General features: G+C 54.3%; 18 protein-coding genes. 3 read left to right on the plus strand and 15 right to left on the minus strand.

What is annotated here, in order from left to right:
- Window positions 1-31: 31 nt before the first annotated feature.
- Window positions 32-451 (minus strand): thioredoxin TrxC, encoded by a 420-nt coding sequence (gene trxC / locus ACM5QY_RS08190; RefSeq protein ID WP_416120124.1) that lies wholly within the window; start codon window positions 449-451, stop codon window positions 32-34.
- A 243-nt stretch (window positions 452-694) separates the two neighbouring features.
- Here trxC and ACM5QY_RS08195 point away from each other — a divergent pair, with 243 nt between their 5' ends.
- Window positions 695-1,798, plus strand: a complete 1,104-nt coding sequence (locus tag ACM5QY_RS08195; protein WP_416120125.1) for a tRNA/rRNA methyltransferase — start codon at window positions 695-697, stop codon at window positions 1,796-1,798.
- Window positions 1,799-1,888: 90 nt separating this feature from the next.
- Here ACM5QY_RS08195 and emrB read toward each other — a convergent pair whose 3' ends face one another.
- The 7 genes from emrB to ACM5QY_RS08230 all read right to left on the minus strand — a co-directional run bounded on the left by emrB (window position 1,889) and on the right by ACM5QY_RS08230 (window position 9,269).
- A complete protein-coding gene (gene emrB / locus ACM5QY_RS08200) occupies window positions 1,889-3,424 on the minus strand; it encodes a multidrug efflux MFS transporter permease subunit EmrB (RefSeq protein ID WP_416120126.1) in 1,536 nt (511 codons plus the stop codon).
- 17 nt (window positions 3,425-3,441) lie between these two features.
- Window positions 3,442-4,617 (minus strand): multidrug efflux MFS transporter periplasmic adaptor subunit EmrA, encoded by a 1,176-nt coding sequence (emrA, locus tag ACM5QY_RS08205; protein ID WP_416120127.1) that lies wholly within the window; start codon window positions 4,615-4,617, stop codon window positions 3,442-3,444.
- Between the two features lie 25 nt (window positions 4,618-4,642).
- Window positions 4,643-6,097, minus strand: a complete 1,455-nt coding sequence (locus tag ACM5QY_RS08210) for an efflux transporter outer membrane subunit (RefSeq protein ID WP_416120128.1) — start codon at window positions 6,095-6,097, stop codon at window positions 4,643-4,645.
- A 23-nt stretch (window positions 6,098-6,120) separates the two neighbouring features.
- Complete coding sequence (gene mprA / locus ACM5QY_RS08215) at window positions 6,121-6,642, minus strand: transcriptional repressor MprA (protein ID WP_104924515.1); 522 nt, start codon at window positions 6,640-6,642, stop codon at window positions 6,121-6,123.
- A gap of 175 nt (window positions 6,643-6,817) precedes the next feature.
- A complete protein-coding gene (gene ygaH / locus ACM5QY_RS08220) occupies window positions 6,818-7,159 on the minus strand; it encodes an L-valine transporter subunit YgaH (RefSeq protein WP_416120129.1) in 342 nt (113 codons plus the stop codon).
- On the minus strand, window positions 7,149-7,910 hold the full coding sequence (locus ACM5QY_RS08225; RefSeq protein WP_416120130.1) for an AzlC family ABC transporter permease: 762 nt from the start codon (window positions 7,908-7,910) through the stop codon (window positions 7,149-7,151). Before ACM5QY_RS08225 ends, ygaH begins: the two co-directional genes overlap by 11 nt.
- Before the next feature lie 174 nt (window positions 7,911-8,084).
- Complete coding sequence (locus ACM5QY_RS08230; protein WP_416120132.1) at window positions 8,085-9,269, minus strand: MFS transporter; 1,185 nt, start codon at window positions 9,267-9,269, stop codon at window positions 8,085-8,087.
- 147 nt (window positions 9,270-9,416) lie between these two features.
- Here ACM5QY_RS08230 and ACM5QY_RS08235 point away from each other — a divergent pair, with 147 nt between their 5' ends.
- Window positions 9,417-10,292: a LysR family transcriptional regulator gene (locus tag ACM5QY_RS08235; protein ID WP_416120133.1), complete on the plus strand. Its 876-nt coding sequence runs from the start codon at window positions 9,417-9,419 to the stop codon at window positions 10,290-10,292.
- A gap of 39 nt (window positions 10,293-10,331) precedes the next feature.
- Here ACM5QY_RS08235 and ACM5QY_RS08240 read toward each other — a convergent pair whose 3' ends face one another.
- From ACM5QY_RS08240 to ACM5QY_RS08270, 7 genes are all read right to left on the minus strand, one after another.
- On the minus strand, window positions 10,332-10,763 hold the full coding sequence (locus ACM5QY_RS08240) for a type II toxin-antitoxin system HicB family antitoxin (RefSeq protein ID WP_416120134.1): 432 nt from the start codon (window positions 10,761-10,763) through the stop codon (window positions 10,332-10,334).
- A gap of 21 nt (window positions 10,764-10,784) precedes the next feature.
- Entirely contained in the window at window positions 10,785-10,967 is a 183-nt protein-coding gene (locus ACM5QY_RS08245) for a type II toxin-antitoxin system HicA family toxin (protein ID WP_416120135.1), read from the minus strand.
- Between the two features lie 115 nt (window positions 10,968-11,082).
- Window positions 11,083-12,078, minus strand: a complete 996-nt coding sequence (proX, locus tag ACM5QY_RS08250) for a glycine betaine/L-proline ABC transporter substrate-binding protein ProX (RefSeq protein WP_416120136.1) — start codon at window positions 12,076-12,078, stop codon at window positions 11,083-11,085.
- 115 nt (window positions 12,079-12,193) lie between these two features.
- The gene (gene proW / locus ACM5QY_RS08255; protein WP_416120137.1) at window positions 12,194-13,378 is read right to left on the minus strand and encodes a glycine betaine/L-proline ABC transporter permease ProW; all 1,185 of its coding nucleotides are present in this window, start codon (window positions 13,376-13,378) and stop codon (window positions 12,194-12,196) included.
- Window positions 13,375-14,571, minus strand: coding sequence for a glycine betaine/L-proline ABC transporter ATP-binding protein ProV (proV, locus tag ACM5QY_RS08260; protein ID WP_416120138.1), 1,197 nt, complete (start codon window positions 14,569-14,571; stop codon window positions 13,375-13,377). Before proV ends, proW begins: the two co-directional genes overlap by 4 nt.
- 587 nt (window positions 14,572-15,158) lie before the next feature.
- Window positions 15,159-15,872, minus strand: a complete 714-nt coding sequence (locus ACM5QY_RS08265) for a response regulator (protein WP_416120139.1) — start codon at window positions 15,870-15,872, stop codon at window positions 15,159-15,161.
- Window positions 15,865-17,517 (minus strand): ATP-binding protein, encoded by a 1,653-nt coding sequence (locus tag ACM5QY_RS08270; protein WP_416120140.1) that lies wholly within the window; start codon window positions 17,515-17,517, stop codon window positions 15,865-15,867. Before ACM5QY_RS08270 ends, ACM5QY_RS08265 begins: the two co-directional genes overlap by 8 nt.
- Window positions 17,518-17,836: 319 nt before the next feature.
- Here ACM5QY_RS08270 and ACM5QY_RS08275 point away from each other — a divergent pair, with 319 nt between their 5' ends.
- Window positions 17,837-19,192, plus strand: a complete 1,356-nt coding sequence (locus tag ACM5QY_RS08275) for a 2-hydroxycarboxylate transporter family protein (protein ID WP_416120141.1) — start codon at window positions 17,837-17,839, stop codon at window positions 19,190-19,192.
- Window positions 19,193-19,219 lie beyond the last annotated feature (27 nt).

Genomic DNA, 19,219 nt, shown 5'->3' on the forward strand with positions numbered 1-19,219 from the left:
CCACCGGCAGGGCTTTATAACGGCTTATGCGTTACAATGATTCATTAAGCCAGTTGTTGAAAGGCGCTTTAGGCATTGCGCCGCTCAGCATATCGACCATTTTGCCTTCATTAAACACCATAATGGTCGGAATACTGCGAATACGGAACCGCGCGCTCAGTTCAGGTTCTGCTTCGGTATTAACCTTAATGAAACGGATTTTACCGGCACGTTCCTGCGCAACATCTGCGAAAATAGGCGCAAAGTTCACGCACGGGCCACACCATGGTGCCCAGAAATCGATGACAACCGGCAGGTCGTCCTGCAAATACTTGTCCAGCGTGGCGGCGGTAGCATGAACCACATCGCCTTCAAAAAGTGTATGACCGCAGCGGCCGCATTTTGCGCCGTCGTCAATACGATCCTCAGACAGGCGGTTGGTGGCCTGACATGATGAACAAATCGTATTCATAAAATAGCCTCTACATTGCTTAACGTGAGAATGGTATCAACCAGAACCCCAGCTTTACGCGTAAAGCGGTAGACAAAACGGCTGATATGTTACTTGTATGTTGTAAGTATGGGGGCGCTGCGTCACCGAAACAACGCGGTTTATTCAATGAATACGATAGTTTTTAGCTTTTGGTCGAAAGCCTGTGGCGTAGCTCACAGACATCAGGTAATCTTCGCGCCCTGCGCGTAGGTGGAGAGAAAAATGAACGATTCATTCAGTGGCAAAAACGGCAAAGTCAAAGTGATGTACGTCCGTAGTGACGACGACGGCGATAACCGCAACAACGATAAACGTCCTGCCAACAATAAAGGACGTCCGGGCGATAAACCTCGCCAGAGTTCACGTCCTGACGATGCCCGCCGCAATGAGCGTCGCAGCAGCGATTCCCGTGGCGATTCACGCGGCCCGGCACCTCGCCGTGGTGACGATCGTCCGCGCCGTCCGGCACGCGATGACGACGGCCCGTACTCTTCACCGTGGAAAACGGTTTCCCGTGCGCCGGCGGATGAATCCGTACCGGATCACGGTGGTATCAGCGGTAAAAGTTTCATCGACCCTGAGCAACTGCGTCGTCAGCGTCAGGAAGAAACCCGCGTTTATGGCGAAAATGCCTGTCAGGCGCTGTTTGCCAGCCGTCCTGACGCGATTGTTCGCGCGTGGTTTGTGCAATCTGTCACCCCGCGTTTCCGCGAAGCGCTGCGCTGGATGGCGGCAAACCGCAAAGCGTATCACGTGGTTGAAGACGAAGAGCTGGTGAAAGCATCCGGCACGGAACACCACGGCGGCGTATGTTTCCTGATCAAAAAACGTCAGGGTCTGGATGCAGAAACCTATCTGCAATCGGCTCCGGCGAAAGACTGCGTGCTGGCGCTGGAAAACGTCGGCAACCCGCACAACCTCGGCGGTATCATGCGTTCATGTGCGCACTTTGGTATCAACGGGATGATGGTGCAGGATCCGGCGCAGCTGGAATCCGGTGCAGCAGTGCGTACGGCTGAAGGTGGCGCGGAACACGTTAAAGCCATCAATGCGGATAACTTCCTTGATGTGCTGGCGACCTTCCGTGAAGCGGGTTACACCATCGTGACTACGTCCAGCCATAAAGGGACGGCGCTCGGTAAAGCTGAGCTGCCAGCCAAAATGGTGTTGGTGCTGGGCGAAGAAAGCGACGGTCTGTCCGACAGCGCATGGCAGCAGGGTGACCTGAGCGTGTCTATCGGTGGTACAGGCAAAGTGGAAAGCCTGAACGTTTCCGTTGCGACCGGTATCTTGCTGGCAGAATGGTGGCGTCAGAATCAGGCGTAAACCCTGGTTTTCGGCCATAAAAAACGGACGCCCTGAGCGTCCGTTTTGCTTTCTGATAATTACTGATTCATGTTTGCTGACGACATAAAATCAATGCGCACCGCCGCCGCCACCACCGCTACTAAATGGCGGACGGGCGAACCAGATTAAGATCAGCAAGAACAGGAATGCTCCGCCAGATAACCAGAAAATCTCATTAGCAGAGATGATGAGTCCCTGATTGGTGATTTCCCGCGCTATCCAGCCAGAGGCCTGCTGATGGCTCATGCCCAGCTCTTCCAGTTGCTGATAAGTCTGCGTCGCCGCCGGATTAAACGGTGTAATGTTTTCGGTCAGCTGCGCATGGTGCAGCGACTCCCTGTTTGACCACATCGTCGTAGTGATTGATGTCCCGATCGACCCCGCCAGTGTACGGATAAAGTTCGACAAACTGGAGGCTGCCGCCATTCGCTCCGGCGGTAATCCCGACAGAATAATGGTGGTCAGCGGCATGAAGAAACAGCCCACCGCGAAGCCCTGAATAAATTGCGGCCACGCAGAAGCACCAAAATCCATCCCCGGTTCGAAGGTATACGCACGCCAGAAGAAGCAGTAGGCGTACATAATAAAGCTGAATGTCACCAGTTTTCGCATATCCAGACGGTGTGCGAAGCGACCGATAATTGGTGACATCAGCACCGGCAGAATACCGACCGGTGCGGATGCCAGACCCGCCCATGTCGCGGTGTAGCCGTATACCTCCTGCAACAGCTGCGGCAGCAACACAATTGCGCCGAAGTAGAGCATGTAGGCCAGGCTGATACACAGCACGCCGATGGTAAAGTTTCGCGATTTAAACAGCGACAGGTCGACTATCGGGTGGTCATCGGTCAGCTCCCAGACTACCAGGAAGCACAACGCGACCACCGCCACGACCGCGAGCACGATAATTTCCGTCGAGTTAAACCAGTCCAGCTCCTTGCCCCGGTCGAGCATCACCTGCAATGCACCAATCCCCAGCACAAGCAACACCAGCCCGACGCTGTCGATCGGGCGGATCTGCGTCGCCGTTTCCCGACCTTTCAGGGTTCTCAGCGTCAGCGCGACGACCACGATGGCGATCGGCACGTTAATGAAGAAGATCCATCCCCAGTGGAAGTTATCACTGATATAACCGCCGAGGATCGGCCCGCAAATCGGGGCGACGATCACCGTCATCGACCAGAGCGCGAGCGCGGTACTTCGCTTGGCTGGCGGATAGTTATTCAGCAGCAAACTTTGTGATAACGGGATCAGCGGACCTGCCACCACACCTTGCAACACACGGAAGAAGATCAGCATTTCCAGGCTGTTGGACATCCCGCACAGCCAGGAGGCGAGCGCAAACAGGACCGTGGACCACAGGAACAGTTTGACCTCACCGATACGCTTTGCCAGCCAGCCGGTGATGGGGATCGAGATGGCGTTTGCCACCCCGAACGACGTAATCACCCAGGTGCCCTGTGAGTTCGAGGCACCCAGATTCCCGGCGATGGTCGGGATCGCCACGTTGGCGATCGTCGAGTCCAGCACCTGCATAAAGGTGGCCAAAGACAAAGCCACTGTCATCCAGGCCAGCGGGGCGCCTACCAGCGGTTTATTTGCCACAGAGGCCTCCGGAGGTTTTAGCCTGCATTTGCGTGAATAACTTCAGCAATGATGGCATTCGCCGGGGCAAGATCCAGTGTCAGAGCCGAAGTCTGATACAACGGTTCGGTACGCACTTTATTTGCCAGCACCAGGCCATCACGGTTCTGAGTATCGACCGTTACCAGCGTGGACAAACCGATGCGCAGCGGATGTTCCGCGACTTCCTGATCGTTAAGCTCAATACGCACGGGCAGACGCTGAACCACTTTGATCCAGTTGCCGGTCGCATTCTGTGCCGGTAACAGCGAGAACGCGCCGCCGGTGCCCATATCCATACCCACAACTTTGCCGTGATATTTCACGTCATCGCCGTACATATCGCTGACCACAGTCGCGACCTGACCAATACGCATATTCGCCAGCTGCGTTTCTTTAAAGTTGGCGTCCACCCAGATGTGATGCGCTGGAACAACCGCCATCAGAGACGTTGTCGGGCTGATCTGCTGCCCGATCTGCACCGCGCGGCGGGAAACAAAACCATCAATCGGGCTGCGGATTTTGGTACGTTGCAGGGCGAGCCATGCGTCACGAACCTGCGCGGCGGCCTGCAGAACCTGCGGCTGTTGATCGACCGGCGTATTGAGCACCATTGCCTGGTTCGCGTTGTATTGCTGCACGGCAACATCGTATTGCGCTTTCGCAGTATCCACGGCGTCACGGGCGTGTTGCAGTTCTTCACGGCCAATGGCGTCAACGTTGCCCAGCACGATACGGCGTTTCAGGTCAGACTGCGCCTGTTGCAGCTGCGTAGCACGCAGCGCGATATTCGCCTGATACTGTTTTCCATTGATGATCAACTGATGTGTCTGGCGCACGCTGTTAGCGAGTGCCGTTTTAGAACGTTCAAACGCCTGTTCCGCATCGGTCGGATCAATAGTCACCAGCACATCGCCTTTTTTGACAAAGTCGGTGCTGTCGAAATTGACGTCAGTCACGCTGCCTGACACCTGCGCCATAATCTGAACCTGATTACCGGCAACATATGCATCATCCGTAGACTGGAAATGACGTAAAACCAGCAGCCAGTAAAACAGGTAGGCGATGGCGATAATAATGAAAATCCCGGTTAACAAGAGCATCGCGACTTTGCGCGTTTTCTTCTTATTCTTCGGAGCTTGCGGCGTTGCCTGAGTTTCGGCATTTGCGCTCATGGTCTTCTCCACACTGAGTCTTTTATTATGATTTTTGGTTCGCAGCCGGGGCCTGATAGCCACCCCCGAGCGCACGAATGAGACTGATTTTTGCCTGCATCAGCTGACTGCTGGCATTGAGTTGCGCCTGCTGTTGTTGCAGGAGCGCCGACTGGCTGGTTAACAGCGCATCCCGTCCGATGACGCCAGCGTTGTATCGTGCATCCGAAACGCGATACACCTCTTCCAGCGATTGAGCGGCAGAAGAAGCCTGCTGCAATTGTTCAACGCTGCTTTTCGAGAGGGTAATGGCATCCGCAGTTTGCTGGATGGCGCTCAGGATGGTCTGGTTATACGACTCAACGGACTGGTCATACAACGCGGACTCTTCGCCCAGTTTGGAACGCAGTGCGCCAGCGTGGAAAATCGGCAGCGAAATCGCTGGCGTGATATTCCAGGCCTTGCTGGCTGCTTCCAGAAGATTCGGGCTGGTGCCGCCGTAATTGGTGGTCGTCAGACCGCCAAAGGCGCTGATGGAAAGGCTGGGGTAGAACTCTTTTTTTGCGGCACTGACGCGCTGGGAATAGGATTCCACCAGATCACGTTGCGCAGTAATATCCGGGCGCTTGCCCAGTAAATCCAGCGTCAGCTCGCCTTTCGGAGCCAGCGCTTCTGCCGGCGGCAATGCCACGGCGTGCAATCCGTTCATGGCATCCGGCCCCTGGCCTGCCAGCGCGGAAAGCTGATGCCTCAGCTGTTCGGTTTGGGCTTTCAGATTGATAATCTGCTGCTTAGCGCTGTCGGCCTGAGCCTGGGTTTGTTGCGGAATTTCAATGCCATAAACACCGGCCTGATACTGCGCTTTACGCAAATCCGCCAGATGCTGATTGTTATCCACCTCGTGTTGCAGAACATCCTGCAATGCCAGATTGGCTTGCAACTGATAATAGGCTGACGCCACCGAACTGGTCAGCGTCAGCGCGGCTTCTGCCTGCTCGGCGCGGGCGGAATCCACCTGCGCTTTTGCGGCATTTACCTGATTGCGGTATTTACCCCACCAGTCAAACTCATAGCTCAGATTCAGCCCGAGGCTGTTGCTGCTGTCGTAGATTGGCGCTTCAGGATAGCTGGTCAGGAAGGGCGGGATCGTGTTTTTCGCTACACGTTCACGACGCGTCGAACCATTTAAGTCCAGATACGGGCCATTGGCCGCATCTGCTTCTCCCATCACGCTCTGCGCTTCGCGCACGCGAGCCGCGGCCTGGCGCAATGACGGCGAGTTTTGCAACGTCGTGGTCATCAGCTTATCAAGCTGCGGGTCATTAAGACTGCGCCACCACTGTGGCCCGATGGTCAGAGAACTGACTTTTGCCTGCTGCAGATGAAGCTGTTGGGTATCAAGCAGCGACGACTGAGGAGCAATATTATTACTGGAGGCGCAGCCAGCCAAAATCAAAACGGCAAACAGCGGCGTAAGCCTCCAGCGAGCTTGGAGTGACATGTGTGGTTTACCTGAACAGAAATTTAGAATTGTTGTAGTGCTGTCGCATCCATCTGATCAAGGCGAGTTAACAGTTTGCGCGTCAGGGTTTCTAACTGCTTCTGCTCATCTGCGTCCAGTGTTGACCAGAGAAAATGCAGGCTCTTATGTTGAGGCGGCAGTAACTTCTGGATAAAAGCTTCGCCATCGGCCGTCAGGTGCAAATGCAGACACCGGCGGTCATTGTCGCTCTCACGACGTTCAATCCATCCGCGCTTTTCCAGCTCATCTGCAATACGGGTGGCATTGGTGCGTGAAGAACCCAGCGCTGAGCTTAGTTCCGAAGGCTGAATACTGTGGCTTTCTTGTGCATCAAGTGTGAGCAGAGCCATAAAGAGCGTTTCGTTGATGCCTTGCGCTTTCAGCATCTTATTGCGGTTTTCCAGCAATTTACTTTGCATGTGCATACACAGGCGGGTCAGCAGAATTTCCTGATAAGGGAAATCTTTTTGCTTTTTAGCCCGGAAATTTAACATGTTTTCAATTGGCGCGAACGAACTGTCCATATGAGAAGCCTCATTAGTTACAGATGACATAGTAACGATGGTAATTAATAATATCAATGTTATGAATCACCAATTCTTTAGCAATTAGTGTGTTTCATAACTCCAGTGAATTATTCGATGTGTAAAGTATTCGGCAAAGTTTGCCCGGTTGTTACCTCACGGTAAAAAACGTACCTCAGCCTGCCAGCAGCATGACCTTGAACACCAGGCCGTAAACCACGGCACCGGTCAGTGTTGCAACGATAATGCTTTTGGTTCGCCAGAAAATCAGCGCAAGCAGGACAAAACCGGCCAGCGAAGGCAGCAGTTTTTGTTGATCACGCAGGATTTCCGGGGTGCAGGACACCACCAGTAACGCACAGATAGAAGCGATACCGATGCTGTCGAGCACGCGGGACAGCGGGCCGCTTTTCAGCGTCCCCGACTTTTGCCGTGCGCCCAGACGCAGTGGCAAATATCGAAAGAGGTAATTGACGGCGCCGACCAGCAGGCAAACCAGAATAACGTTAGTGCTCATTCGGGGTGACCTCCGTCGCGCCCGAAGAGGCGGCAGGCTGCAGCAGAGCGGCCAGACATCCGGCACCGAGGCCGCATCCGATAGCGGCAGGAATTGACCAGAACAACAGCCCGCCGAGCGCACCGGCCAGCGAGGCGACAAACACCATGCTTTGCTGGCGCTTAAACGCGGCGAGCAGGAAACTCAGGAAAAGTGCGGGCAACATGAACCCGAGCGCGGCTTCAACGGCGGGGTAATTTTCCAGCGGACCGTTGCCGAACAGTGCGCCAACGGCCGTGCCGAAAACCCACGAGAGCCACGAGGAAAGTGCGATGCCGCACATCCAGTTCTCGCTCCAGTTGCGTTTATCGCGGACAAGCTTGGCGGTGGCGGCGGCGAAGACTTCATCGGTCAGGCCAAACGCCCAGAGTGCGTTTTTTCTGCCACTGAGTTTTCCCACAATGCGGTTACGCAGCGAAGGGCCGTACAGAACATGCCGGACATCCATGGCCATCACGGTGAGCGCGGAAACCCAGAGAGACATCCCGGCGCTGAGCAGTGCGGTGATCACAAACTGGCTCGCACCAGCATAAATAAGGATGGAGAAAAGCAGACTTTCAGCGGGCGTGAACCCAAGTTTGACGGCGCTGAGACCGAACGCAAAAGCGATTGGAATATAACCCATCACGATAGGAAGGCTATCGGTAATACCTTGTGCGAAAGTGGAAACGCGGACGGGGTCAGGCGCTTCGAGATCAGGATTGTTGTGCATGGGTGTTTAAAACATTGTGAAACCGGGAGAAAGCCGGCGAATAATTTATGGCGTAAACATTACCAGACTGTAAGTATTGTTAACACCCTTTGGTTCAAATAAATTTCTTATATGACTATTCGCAAGCTAATCAGGAGGGGTGATGATTCCCTCCTGGTCTGATTTCGTCCGTTATCAGGTCAGCTTATGTTTATACCCTTTCAGCCAGACGAGTAAATTCAGGACGCACATGATGGTGCCTGCCACCGAGACGCCATACCAGCCCGCCGTTTGATACGCCGAAGCCGACACCAGAGACCCGACCGCACCGCCAATAAAGTATGTCGTCATGTAACCTGCAGTCAGGCGGTTACGCGCTTCCGGCATCGATTTGTAAATCACGCTTTGGTTGGTGATGTGCACGCCCTGAACCGAAAGGTCCAATACGATGATGCCGACGATCAGAGATATCACCGAATGCTGGCCGTAAGCTATCGCCGCCCAGGACAGCAAAAGCAGCACCAGCCCTGCCGTTGTCGTCAGATGCGCTTTGCCTTTATCGGCCAGATGTCCCGCACGCGTAGCCGCCAGCGCCCCCGCCGCGCCGACCAGACCAAAGAGGCCAATCACCCCTTCGGAATAGTGATACGCCGGGCCGGCCAGCAGGAACGCCATCGACGTCCACAAAATGCTGAAGTTGGCAAAACAGAACATACCGATCAGCGCGCGCGTGCGCAAAACCGGCGTGTGGATAAACAGTGTGAAGATGGATTTGAGCAGTTGCGGATAATTCAGATCCGTATGTTGCTGATGTTTTGGCAGTTTACGCCACAGCACCAGCGCCATAATTATCATCAGCGCACTGGCAACCCAGTACACCGTACGCCAGCCGCCGAGCGTTGCCAGCGCACCGGCAACCGTCCGGGCCAGCAGAATACCCAGCAACAGGCCGGACATAATCAGCCCGACCACTTTACCGCGCCGTTCCGGTTCCGCCAGCGTCGCCGCCAGCGGCACCAGAATCTGCGCCACCACCGAGAACAGCCCGGTCAGGGCCGTACCCACCAGCATGATAGTCAGCGTCGGGGCCATCGCGGTGATCAGCAATCCGGCGGCGGAAAGCAGTGTCATCAGCACAATCAGGTTACGACGTTCAAACATATCGCCCAGCGGAACGATAAACATCAGCCCGCAGGCATAACCCAGCTGCGCGACGGTGACGATGAAACCGGCCTGATTGACGGAAAGATCGAACGCGCGCGCAATGGTTTCCAGCAGCGGTTGCGGATAATAGTTACTGGCGACGGCAAGCCCGGTGGCCACCGCCATCAGCATGATCAGCGCCGGGCTCAGCGCTACAGGTGTTTTTGAGTTTTTCATTATGAAAGTCAGTCTTTTTTATTGGAGATAGCGATAAGCCGCTGGCGTGAAACTTCAGGAATGCAGCAGATGCCCAGTATCGTTCACTCTTAAATATTAAACCAATGTATAGTTTTGATTAAAACTATCTCATTTTGCGATTGATCGATGAACCTCAAACAGATCCGATTTGCCCTTGCCGTGGCGCAGGAACAGAACTTTACCCGGGCGGCGCAGCGCTGCCATACCGTGCAGTCTGCACTGAGCCACCAGATTGCAAAACTGGAGGAAGAGCTGGGCAGCACGCTGTTCGAGAGGACGTCCAGACAGGTCAAACTGACCGCTGCTGGCCGTGCTTTTCTGGCCCCTGCAGAGAAATTTCTGGCCGCGCAGGGGGAATTGCTCGACACCATGGAAGCCCTGAAAGGCGAGATCAGCGGCACACTCACAGTCGGGACGATATCAACGCTGAACGCGATAGATATAGTCGGTCAGTTGGCGCGTTTTACTCAACGCTATCCGAGGGTGAATATCCGGCTCTACGTAGGAATGAGTGAAAAACTGCTGGAAGACGTGCAACAGGGGCGCACCGACGTGGCCTTTGTCGGCCTGTGGCCGGGTGACAGAGCGTCGATCAAACTGCCACACCGCCAGCTTTGTGATGAACCGCTGGTGGCGCTGGTCAGCCCGAACCATGTTTACGCGCAACGCGGAACGGTGGCGTTAAGCGAGCTGGCGCAGGTGCCGCTGGTGGATTTCTATGCCGGTTCCGGTGCGCGCCGCCAGACTGATAACGCCTTCAAAGAAGCCGGAATTACCCGCCATGTCAGCTTTGAAATCGATCATATCGAGTGGCTGGAAAATATCGTCCGCCGCTCGCTCGCCGTCGGCATTGTGCCGCTTTCACGGATTCAGGCCGGCAGCGATCTGGTGTCGATCCCAATCGAAAACGCGCCACGCCGTCAGGTTTTTTGTGTCTGGCAAACCACGATGTCCCTGGCCGGGCAACGCTTTCTGGCAATCTCCGAAGACGACATGGTGTAAGCACAAAAAAACGGGCGGAGATTTCTCCCCGCCCGGCATTCAGGCCAGTAATTCTTTTCGTGCCGCCATCGCCAGAAAGTGGCTGCGATCGCGATAAGAAGGATGCTCTTTCACTTTGTTATCAATACGTTTGATTAACGTATCGGGCAGGGAAATATTAATGCGATGCGCTTTTCCTTCAAATTCTGAGAGATCGATATCAATCAGAAACCAGGTATCAAAGTCGGCATACTCAGGATTGGCTGCATAGACTAAATGCCCGGCATCGAAAATATCATCCACCACGTACCGTTCGCTTTCGAGCAGATCCTCAACCGTCATCAGGATGGCTTCACGCACCATTGGCGCGATTTCTTCGCGGGTATCCGCCGCAGAAAAACATCCATAATCAAATGCGGTAAATGCGGGCACCACCATGCCGTAAGCGTTTTTGTCATCTTTAGGCGTTTCAAGACCGACTGAAAAGAACATATTCAACCTCCCGTTGCAGGATCATATCCCTGCCATTTTCTTAATGGATTTGAGAGTTCCCATAGGCAAATCATTCTTAGGGTGTGGAACCGGAAAGGTTTTGTTGGTGATGGGCGACCACCAAATCTGATGACTTCCTCCCCGGTGACGCTTAAGTTCACAACCCGCCGCAAGCAGCTCTTTAATCAATTCCGTCGATTTCATGGGCTCTCCTTGATGATGCGTAATTATACACACTAATACACACGGCGGCAATTGCGCACAAAAAAACGGGCGGAGATTTCTCCCCGCCCGCTGGTCTTACTGAGTGGATTTTCGGTTACTTCGCGGCCGCAGCGGCTTCTTTCACCCAGCCATCGAACTCTTCCTGGTGGGCTTTAATCCAGCCGTCGGTCTGCGCATCGATATCAGCATCCGAGTTTTTACCCGCGTGCATCGCGGCGTTTTGCGCATTGATGTCTTTCAGCGGTAATTTCATGATGGCAAACAGCTTCGCGGCAGCCGGGTTTTTCTCAGCCCAGGCCTTGTTGGCCACGATGTGCATGGTGCTCACCGCAAAGCCGTAGTTCTTGCCGTTTGGCAAGGTGGTATCGGCGTTTTTATCACCCGGTACGACGGAGAACGGTACCTGCATCCACAACACATCTTTGCCCGGAACCAGCACATTGCTGACCCAGTACGGTGTCCAGGTGTAATAGAAAATCGGTTTACCTTCTTTGTATCGCGTGATGGTGTCGGCGATCATTGCGGAATAGTTACCCTGATTATGCGTCACGGTTTTTTCCAGGCCGTAGGCTTTCAGCTGTTCATTGATCGCCGCTTCACAGCCCCAGCCCGGCGTACAACCGGTCAGATCGGCTTTGCCGTCACCGTTGGTATCAAACAGTTTGGCGAGTTTCGGATCTTTAAGCTGTTCGATGTTGGTGATGTGATATTGCTCGGCGGTTTTCTTATCGATGAGCCAGCCTTGTGCGGCACCCGTCACATAGGTCCCTTCGCGATAAAAAGCTTTGTCACCACCGGCGGCTTTGTACATTTCATCATGCAGCGGCGACCAGTTGACGGCAGTAAACGTGGCATCACCGGCGGCAATCGTGGTGTAGCCGACGTTGTAATCCACTTCACGGGTCGGCTGAACGTCGTAGCCCAGTTTTTGCAGCGCCTTGTTCACCAGTTCGGTCTGGAAAGTCTCTTCGCTGATGGTGCTTTGAATGGGTGTCACGCTGACGCCTTTGCCCGGAAGATCGGCGGCGAAGGTCGTGGCCGTGGCAAATGTGGTGAGGGCGGCGACCGCCAAAATCGATGTTGTACGCATGGTGAATCCTCTTTTTTTAAGTTGATAGCTTATGAGTGGATTGGAGTGGACTGCGTTGTTTTAGCTTTTTGAGAGTTCCCGGCAGCGAACCGCCGGGAAAAGTGCCGTGTATGAATCAGGCTTTTTTAACGAAAGGCTTCATCACCAGACCGACCGGCCCGCGGGTGAACCAGCGGTGGCCACCTTTGCTGCGGCTGTCGCGGCCCATTGACTGCGTCAGGCGGTCGAGGATGATGGCGAGAATCACGATACCCGCACCACCGACCGACGCGAGGCCCATATCCAGACGGCCAATCCCGCGCAGAACCATCTGACCCAGACCGCCGACGGCGATCATCGAGGCAATAACCACCATCGACAGCGCCAGCATCAGCGTCTGGTTGATACCGGCCATGATGGTCGGCATCGCCAGCGGAAGCTGAACTTTAAACAACATCTGGCTCGGGCTGGACCCGAAGGATTTCGCGGCTTCGATCAGATCTTCCGGCACCTGGTTGATCCCCAAAATTGTCAGACGCACGACCGGCGGCAGGGCGAAGATAATGGTGACCACGACGCCCGGTACGTTACCGATACCAAACAACATCACGATCGGCACCAGATACACGAACGCCGGTGTGGTCTGCATGGCATCCAGCAGTGGCCGGATAATTTTCGCCGCCCGCTGACTGCGCGCAAGCCATATTCCCATCGGCAAACCGATCAGAATACAGAAGAACAGCGAGGTCAGAACCAGCGCCAGCGTCACCATGGCCTGCGACCATGCGCCGATTGCGCCGATCAGAACCAGAGAAACCAGCGTGGCGGCACCCATACCTAAACCGGCCATCTGCCAGGCGAGCAGGGCGAAGACCAGAATTGCAATCGGCGCGGGCAAGGATTCAAGACCATTTTGAAAACCGCTCAGCACGAAATCGACCGGGACGCGGATCCCCTGGAATACCGGACGGAAGTTGCCGACCAGCCAGTCGATCCCGGTAGTCACCCAGTGGTCGAGCGGGATCAGCGTACTGTGAAACGGATCCAGAATGTTGAAATGCTGATGCTGTTCCGGTGCGACGCTCAGCCAGTCGTTGGCCTGTGCGGCGGCGTGGTGCGTTGTATCCGGCGCGCTGGTCGCCGCATCACTGCTGCCACCCCACGGATCGCCACCGGCGGAACTGGCTGCCGCGTCGGGCTGCGACTCAATGCCACCGCTGGCGTTATCGGCACTCCACGGATCAACGGAAGCATCCAGCGGCTGAGCCTGAGCGGCCTGCGCGTGCTGAAGAATTGAATTGTTTATGGTTGAGTAGCTCATTCGTTACCTCCTTCTTTATCCAGAGCCTGAAGCAGCATGGCCTTGGAAATAATGCCGATATAGTTATTGTCCTCATTGATCACCGGCACAGCGCAAGGCGCGGCGGCAACATGAGAAATCAGTTCGCTGAGCGGCATATCTGCCTGCACCGGTGCCGGAGATTCCAGCAGGGCGCTTTCCAGCGGCTGATTGGCTTTCAGCGCGGTTTTCAGGGATTCAATCGACACAACGCCGATGAATTTCTGTCCGCGTTCCAGCACATAACCATATTCGCGGTCTTCATCTTCGAGCAGCTTGAGTGCGGCACGCGGACCAAAACCGGGGGTTTTACGAATGAGCGCGCCACGACGGCGGGCAATGTCTTTGGCGCTGAAGACCTGACTGATATCAACACCACGGAAAAAGGTGCGGACATAATCATTGGCCGGGTTATTGAGGATATCTTCCGGCGTACCGACCTGAACCACTTCGCCGCCCTGCATAATCGCAATGCGGTCGCCGATGCGCATGGCTTCGTCGAGGTCATGGGAAATAAACACGATAGTGCGCTGATGCTGCGCCTGCAGTTTCACCAGCTCATCCTGCATTTCGGTACGGATTAACGGATCAAGCGCCGAGAAGGCTTCATCCATCAGCAGAATGTCAGGGTTATTAGCCATCGCACGGGCTAAGCCGACGCGCTGACGCATCCCTCCGGACAATTCATCCGGATAGGAATTGGCATAGTTTTCCAGCCCGACCTGACGCAGCGCATCCAGCGCTTTGGCATTGCGCTCTGCCACCGGCACACCGGCCAGCTCCATACCAAACGCCGTATTATTTATCACGGTGAGGTGAGGCATCAGCGCAAAAGACTGAAACACCATACTGATTTTACTGCGACGCACCTGGCGTAACTTTGATTCTGAGATTTTGGCGATGTCTTCGCCGTCAATCAGCACTTCGCCGCGAGTGGGCTCTATCAGACGATTGAGAAGGCGTACCATGGTGGATTTACCGGAACCGGATAACCCCATGATGACGAAAATCTCGCCTTCTTCAATGGCCAGACTGGCATCTTTAACGCCAAGTGACAGACCGGTTTTCTCAAAAATTTCTTCTTTACCCTTTCCGGCGTCAATCATCTTGAAAGCGCGATCCGGGTTCTCGCCAAACACCTTATAAAGATTTTTTACTTCGATTTTAATTGCCATGCAATGTGCATTCCTTGGATATAAATAGCCGTATCGGCTCGATGTCTAATTTTTCTGTTGGAACGTATAGGTTTTTGCCTGTTACAAAATAGTGAGCGGCGTATACCCTAACACATCGAAATTCTGAGACAAGTCTCAATGTTTCTGATGGATATTCATGGTTGCGTTACGGGAAGCGTATTTTTATGTATTACGTGTGTCTAATTTAAGTCAGCCTGCATTGACATTGAATGACAAATTTCAGGGTTCTGTGATTATTGTTGTTCACCTAATTATCCAATGCATATGTTTTGCAGAAAATATAAGTAATTATATGATTTTAAATGATTTAATAACTTTTCATTTTGAGGGGTTTTAGGCGGTTTTAATTGAGGAGATAAGACGGAGGGATGCAAGAATTTCAGCGGAATTTCCAATGTGAAAATAGCGAATTCAGCCTGCGCCGAAAGACCTGAATTTACCGGTTGTCTGAAAGGTGAATATTTGCGTAAATAATCGCCCTGAGTAAGGGGAGATTCGGGAATTTGGCCAGCGAAACCGCTGGCCGTGAAGGCGAAATTCAGGGGGCAGAGCGCCATAATTCAGACTCAGGGCGGGGACTTTTCCTCAGTCACTATTTTCCGATACAAACGCCTCGGATGGCCGATATTACCGTACTGCATCTCGACGCCGATAAAACCAATTTCCACACAATATTCCAGATAACGGCGTCCGGTGGTTTTACTGATCCCCACCTCTTCAACCACCTGTTCCACTGACCAGCTGACGTCAGGTTTTGCGGTGAAAACCCGCTGCACCAGTTCCAGCGTATTCGGCTCAATCCCTTTCGCGGAAGGGGCTGGCGGCGTCTCGCTGGCGGGCAGATTAAACAACTTATCCAGCGCGCGCTGATCGACCACTTTCACATTGCGCAGGGTTTGCACCAGTTGCATAAATCGCTCAAGCGAACTGCGCAGGCGATGGAACGACACCGGTTTGATGATGTAGTCAAACGCGCCGCTGCGCATGGCGTGGCTGCACGTCTGCATATCGCTGGCGGCCGTGATGAAAATCACCGAGCAGTCGAAGCTTTTGAGCAACGGACTGTCGATCAGATCCACGCCCTGACCATCCGGCAGATAATTATCCAGAAGTACCAGCCTCGGCTGATGCAGCCGCAATAGCGAACGGGCCTGTTCCAGCGTGGCGGCAATCCCCACCACGCGCAGGTTAAAGTTTTGCTCGATAAAATCACGGTGCAGACCGGCAAGGTGCGGCTCGTCTTCCACAATCACGACATCGAGTGCGCTGCTGTTATTCATGTTGCTGTCCTGTTGATCTCTCTGACGGATACGGGATAAACACTGAAAATATCGTACCCTGAGGCGCATTGTCTGAGATTTCGATGCTGCCGCCTGCCTGACGGACATAACCGGCCACCAGATAAAGCCCGATGCCGTGCTCCGCGCCGGTCATCTCATCGCCGCCGGAGGGCTTCGAGGTGACGCCTTGTTCAAACAGATTCGGCTTCAGGGCATCATCGACGCCGCCACCGCGATCCGCCACCTCAATCAGCAGCTCGCGGTTCCTGTCTGAAATATACAGTTCTACCGGGGAAACTGGCGCGCCGGCTTTCAGCGTGGCGTCCACGGCGTTATCGAGCAGGTTACCGATCACCGACATCAGCTCGGTTTCGCCGATGACCGGCGGGATCCGGGTTAACTGACACGCCGGATCAAACACCAGCTCGACGCCTTTCTCGCGTGCACTGACGAATTTCCCCAGCAGCAGCCCGCAAAGGGCGGGTGACGTAAAGCGCGCTGACACGAAATCCAGCACCGCCTGCGCGCCTTCCGACTGTGCCTGAATGTAATGCATCGCGTCATCGTAACGCTGCATTTGCAGCAAACCGGCCAGCGTCGCCGTCCAGTTCAGCTGTTCATGGCGCATGATGCGCAGGCTGTCGGCGTAACGTTTCACCTGACTCAGCTGGCTGCTCAGCGTGTTAATGTCATTTTTATCGCGGAAGCTGAACACCCATCCGCTTTCTTTGCCTGGCTCCAGCTCGATCGGCACGCGGTTCACGATCACCTGGCGCTGGTTGAGCACGGTTATCTGATCATGACGGCTGTTTTTGTCCTGACTCGCGTTTTCGATAAAGAACGCGGGCGGCGTGTGGAGCACCTCTTCGAGCGGTTTGCCGAGCAGCTCGTTTTCTGGCTGGCGGATATCGAGCAATTCCCGCGCGGCGCGGTTAATGGAAATCAGCTGTTTTTCGGCGTTAATTGCAAATACGCCTTCGTACATAGCTTCCAGCAACGCTTTTTGCTGGCGAACCAGCAGCGCAATATCTTTGGGTTCGAGCCAGAACATTTGCTTTTTGACGTTGCGGGTAAACATCCACGAGAAAATAAACAGCAGTAATAAAAGAAGAAGACCGTATAAACCGGCCTGCGCCAGACGGTGACCGTTAATATTGTCGATGTAAGACGTGAGATAGCCGACCGACACAATGCCGATGACCTGATTATTTTCGTCGAGGATCGGCGCTTTGCTGCGTAATGAAACGCCGATACCGCCCTGACGCACCGATATAATGGTTTTCCCGGCAAGCACTTCCGCGTTATCGCCGCCAATCATCGGCAGGTCTATTCTTTCTGGGGATTCCGAGTGATAAAGATGCCGCTCGCGGACATCGCCAATCACGATATAACTGGCATCACTTTTATCGCGTAACGGCTGAATAAGACGGGCAATTCCCGGTACATCGCGACGGGCGACTTTCTCCGCCAGCCCCGGCATCAGCGCGATTTGGCTGGCCTGAACTCTGGCGCGCTGCCCCAGATCGTGATGCAACTGGCGGTCGATGATATGAAACAAAATAGCGCCCAGCAGCACCAGCAACAGGCAGGAAAATACCACCAGAGATAAAAAGAGCTTTACCTGAAAAGGTAATCTTAATTTCATACTTCCCGCCGCAAGCCCGCCCTGACACACACATCGAATAAGCGTATCACGGCGAAAACGCCGCCGTAATCTGACATAAGCGAAGTTGTGAACGAAGAAGATAAATAGAATGCAATTCACACAGTGATTGCAGGGATAATTGCGGGTTTTACTACTTATCTGATAATCCTTATAAATTTGGACGCATTAACTCCATAAACACCATAACAACCTTTATCCCTGCGGTTTTAATTTGAACAACCTCACATCCGGCTGACCGGCCATTTTCATATGCTCAGACCATCAATAAGAAAAGACTTCACAAGAAAGAGGCAATGTCATGAGCACAACTGACGATTCCTACATCGCTGTCAAAGAAACAAAAACCTCCGGCATGTCAGCCCGACAAAAATGGTGGCACATTCTGGATAACTACAAGATAGGGATTATCCCGCTGCCGTTTTTCCTGCTGGCGGGCGTGCTGATCCTGCTGGATTGCCTGAACGGCAAACTGCCCAGCGATATCGTGGTGATGGTCGCGACGCTGGCGTTCTTCGGCTTTGCCTGCGGGGAATTTGGAAAGCGTCTGCCGGTGGTCGGCAAACTCGGCGCGGCGGCGATTTGCGCCACCTTTATTCCGTCGGCGATGGTGCATTACGGCCTGCTGCCGGACGTCGTGGTCGATTCCACGGTCAAATTCTATAAATCCACCAACATTCTGTATCTCTACATCTGCTGCATTATTGTCGGCAGCATTATGAGCATGAACCGTCAGGTACTGATCCAGGGCTTTATGCGGATCTTCGTGCCGATGCTGTGCGGTGAAATTGTCGGGATGATGGCCGGAATGGTGATGGGCACGGCGTTAGGCTTACCGCCGGTGCAAACCTTCTTCTTCCTGATCCTGCCGATCATGGCCGGTGGCGTCGGCGAAGGCGCGATCCCGCTGTCGATGGGTTACGCGACCATTCTACACATGGAGCAAGGCGTGGCGCTCGGGCGGATCCTGCCGATTGTCATGCTCGGCGGCCTGACGGCGATTGTGCTGGCGGGCGTACTGAATCAGCTCGGAAAACGTTATCCGCATCTGACCGGTGAAGGTTCGCTGATGCCAACCAAAGAAGGCAATATTGGCAGCGGAACCGATGAGTTCCAGGGCAATCCCGGCGTCAACGCGCTGGCTTGCGGTGCGTTGCTGGCGATCCTGTTGTACATGGTCGGAATGCTCGGGCAGAAATGGATTGGCCTGCCAGCTCCGGTCGGAATGTTATTCGCGGCGGTGCTGGTGAAACTGGCAAACGGCATTTCGCCGACCATTCAGCACGGCTCGATGACGGTGTATAAATTCTTCCGCACGGCCGTAACCTATCCGGTGCTGTTCGCCGTCGGCGTGGCGATTACACCGTGGCAGGAACTGATCAACGCATTTACCGTGCAGAACCTGCTGGTGATTGTCACCACCGTGCTGGCGCTGGTCGGCACCGGTTTTTACGTCGGGAAAAAAATCGGTATGCATCCGATTGATGTGGCGATTGTTTCCTGCTGCCAGAGCGGGCAGGGCGGTACCGGCGACGTGGCAATCCTGACCTCCGGCAACCGCATGACGCTGATGCCTTTCGCCCAAATCGCCACCCGCATCGGCGGAGCGATCAACGTTTCCGTCGGGCTTTTCGTGCTGGCGAAATTCTTCTCCTGAATTCCTTCCGCCCCCTTTCCTCTAAAG

Origin of the sequence: Rahnella sp. PCH160, from assembly GCF_047784855.1 — a bacterium.
Taxonomy (GTDB): domain Bacteria; phylum Pseudomonadota; class Gammaproteobacteria; order Enterobacterales; family Enterobacteriaceae; genus Rahnella.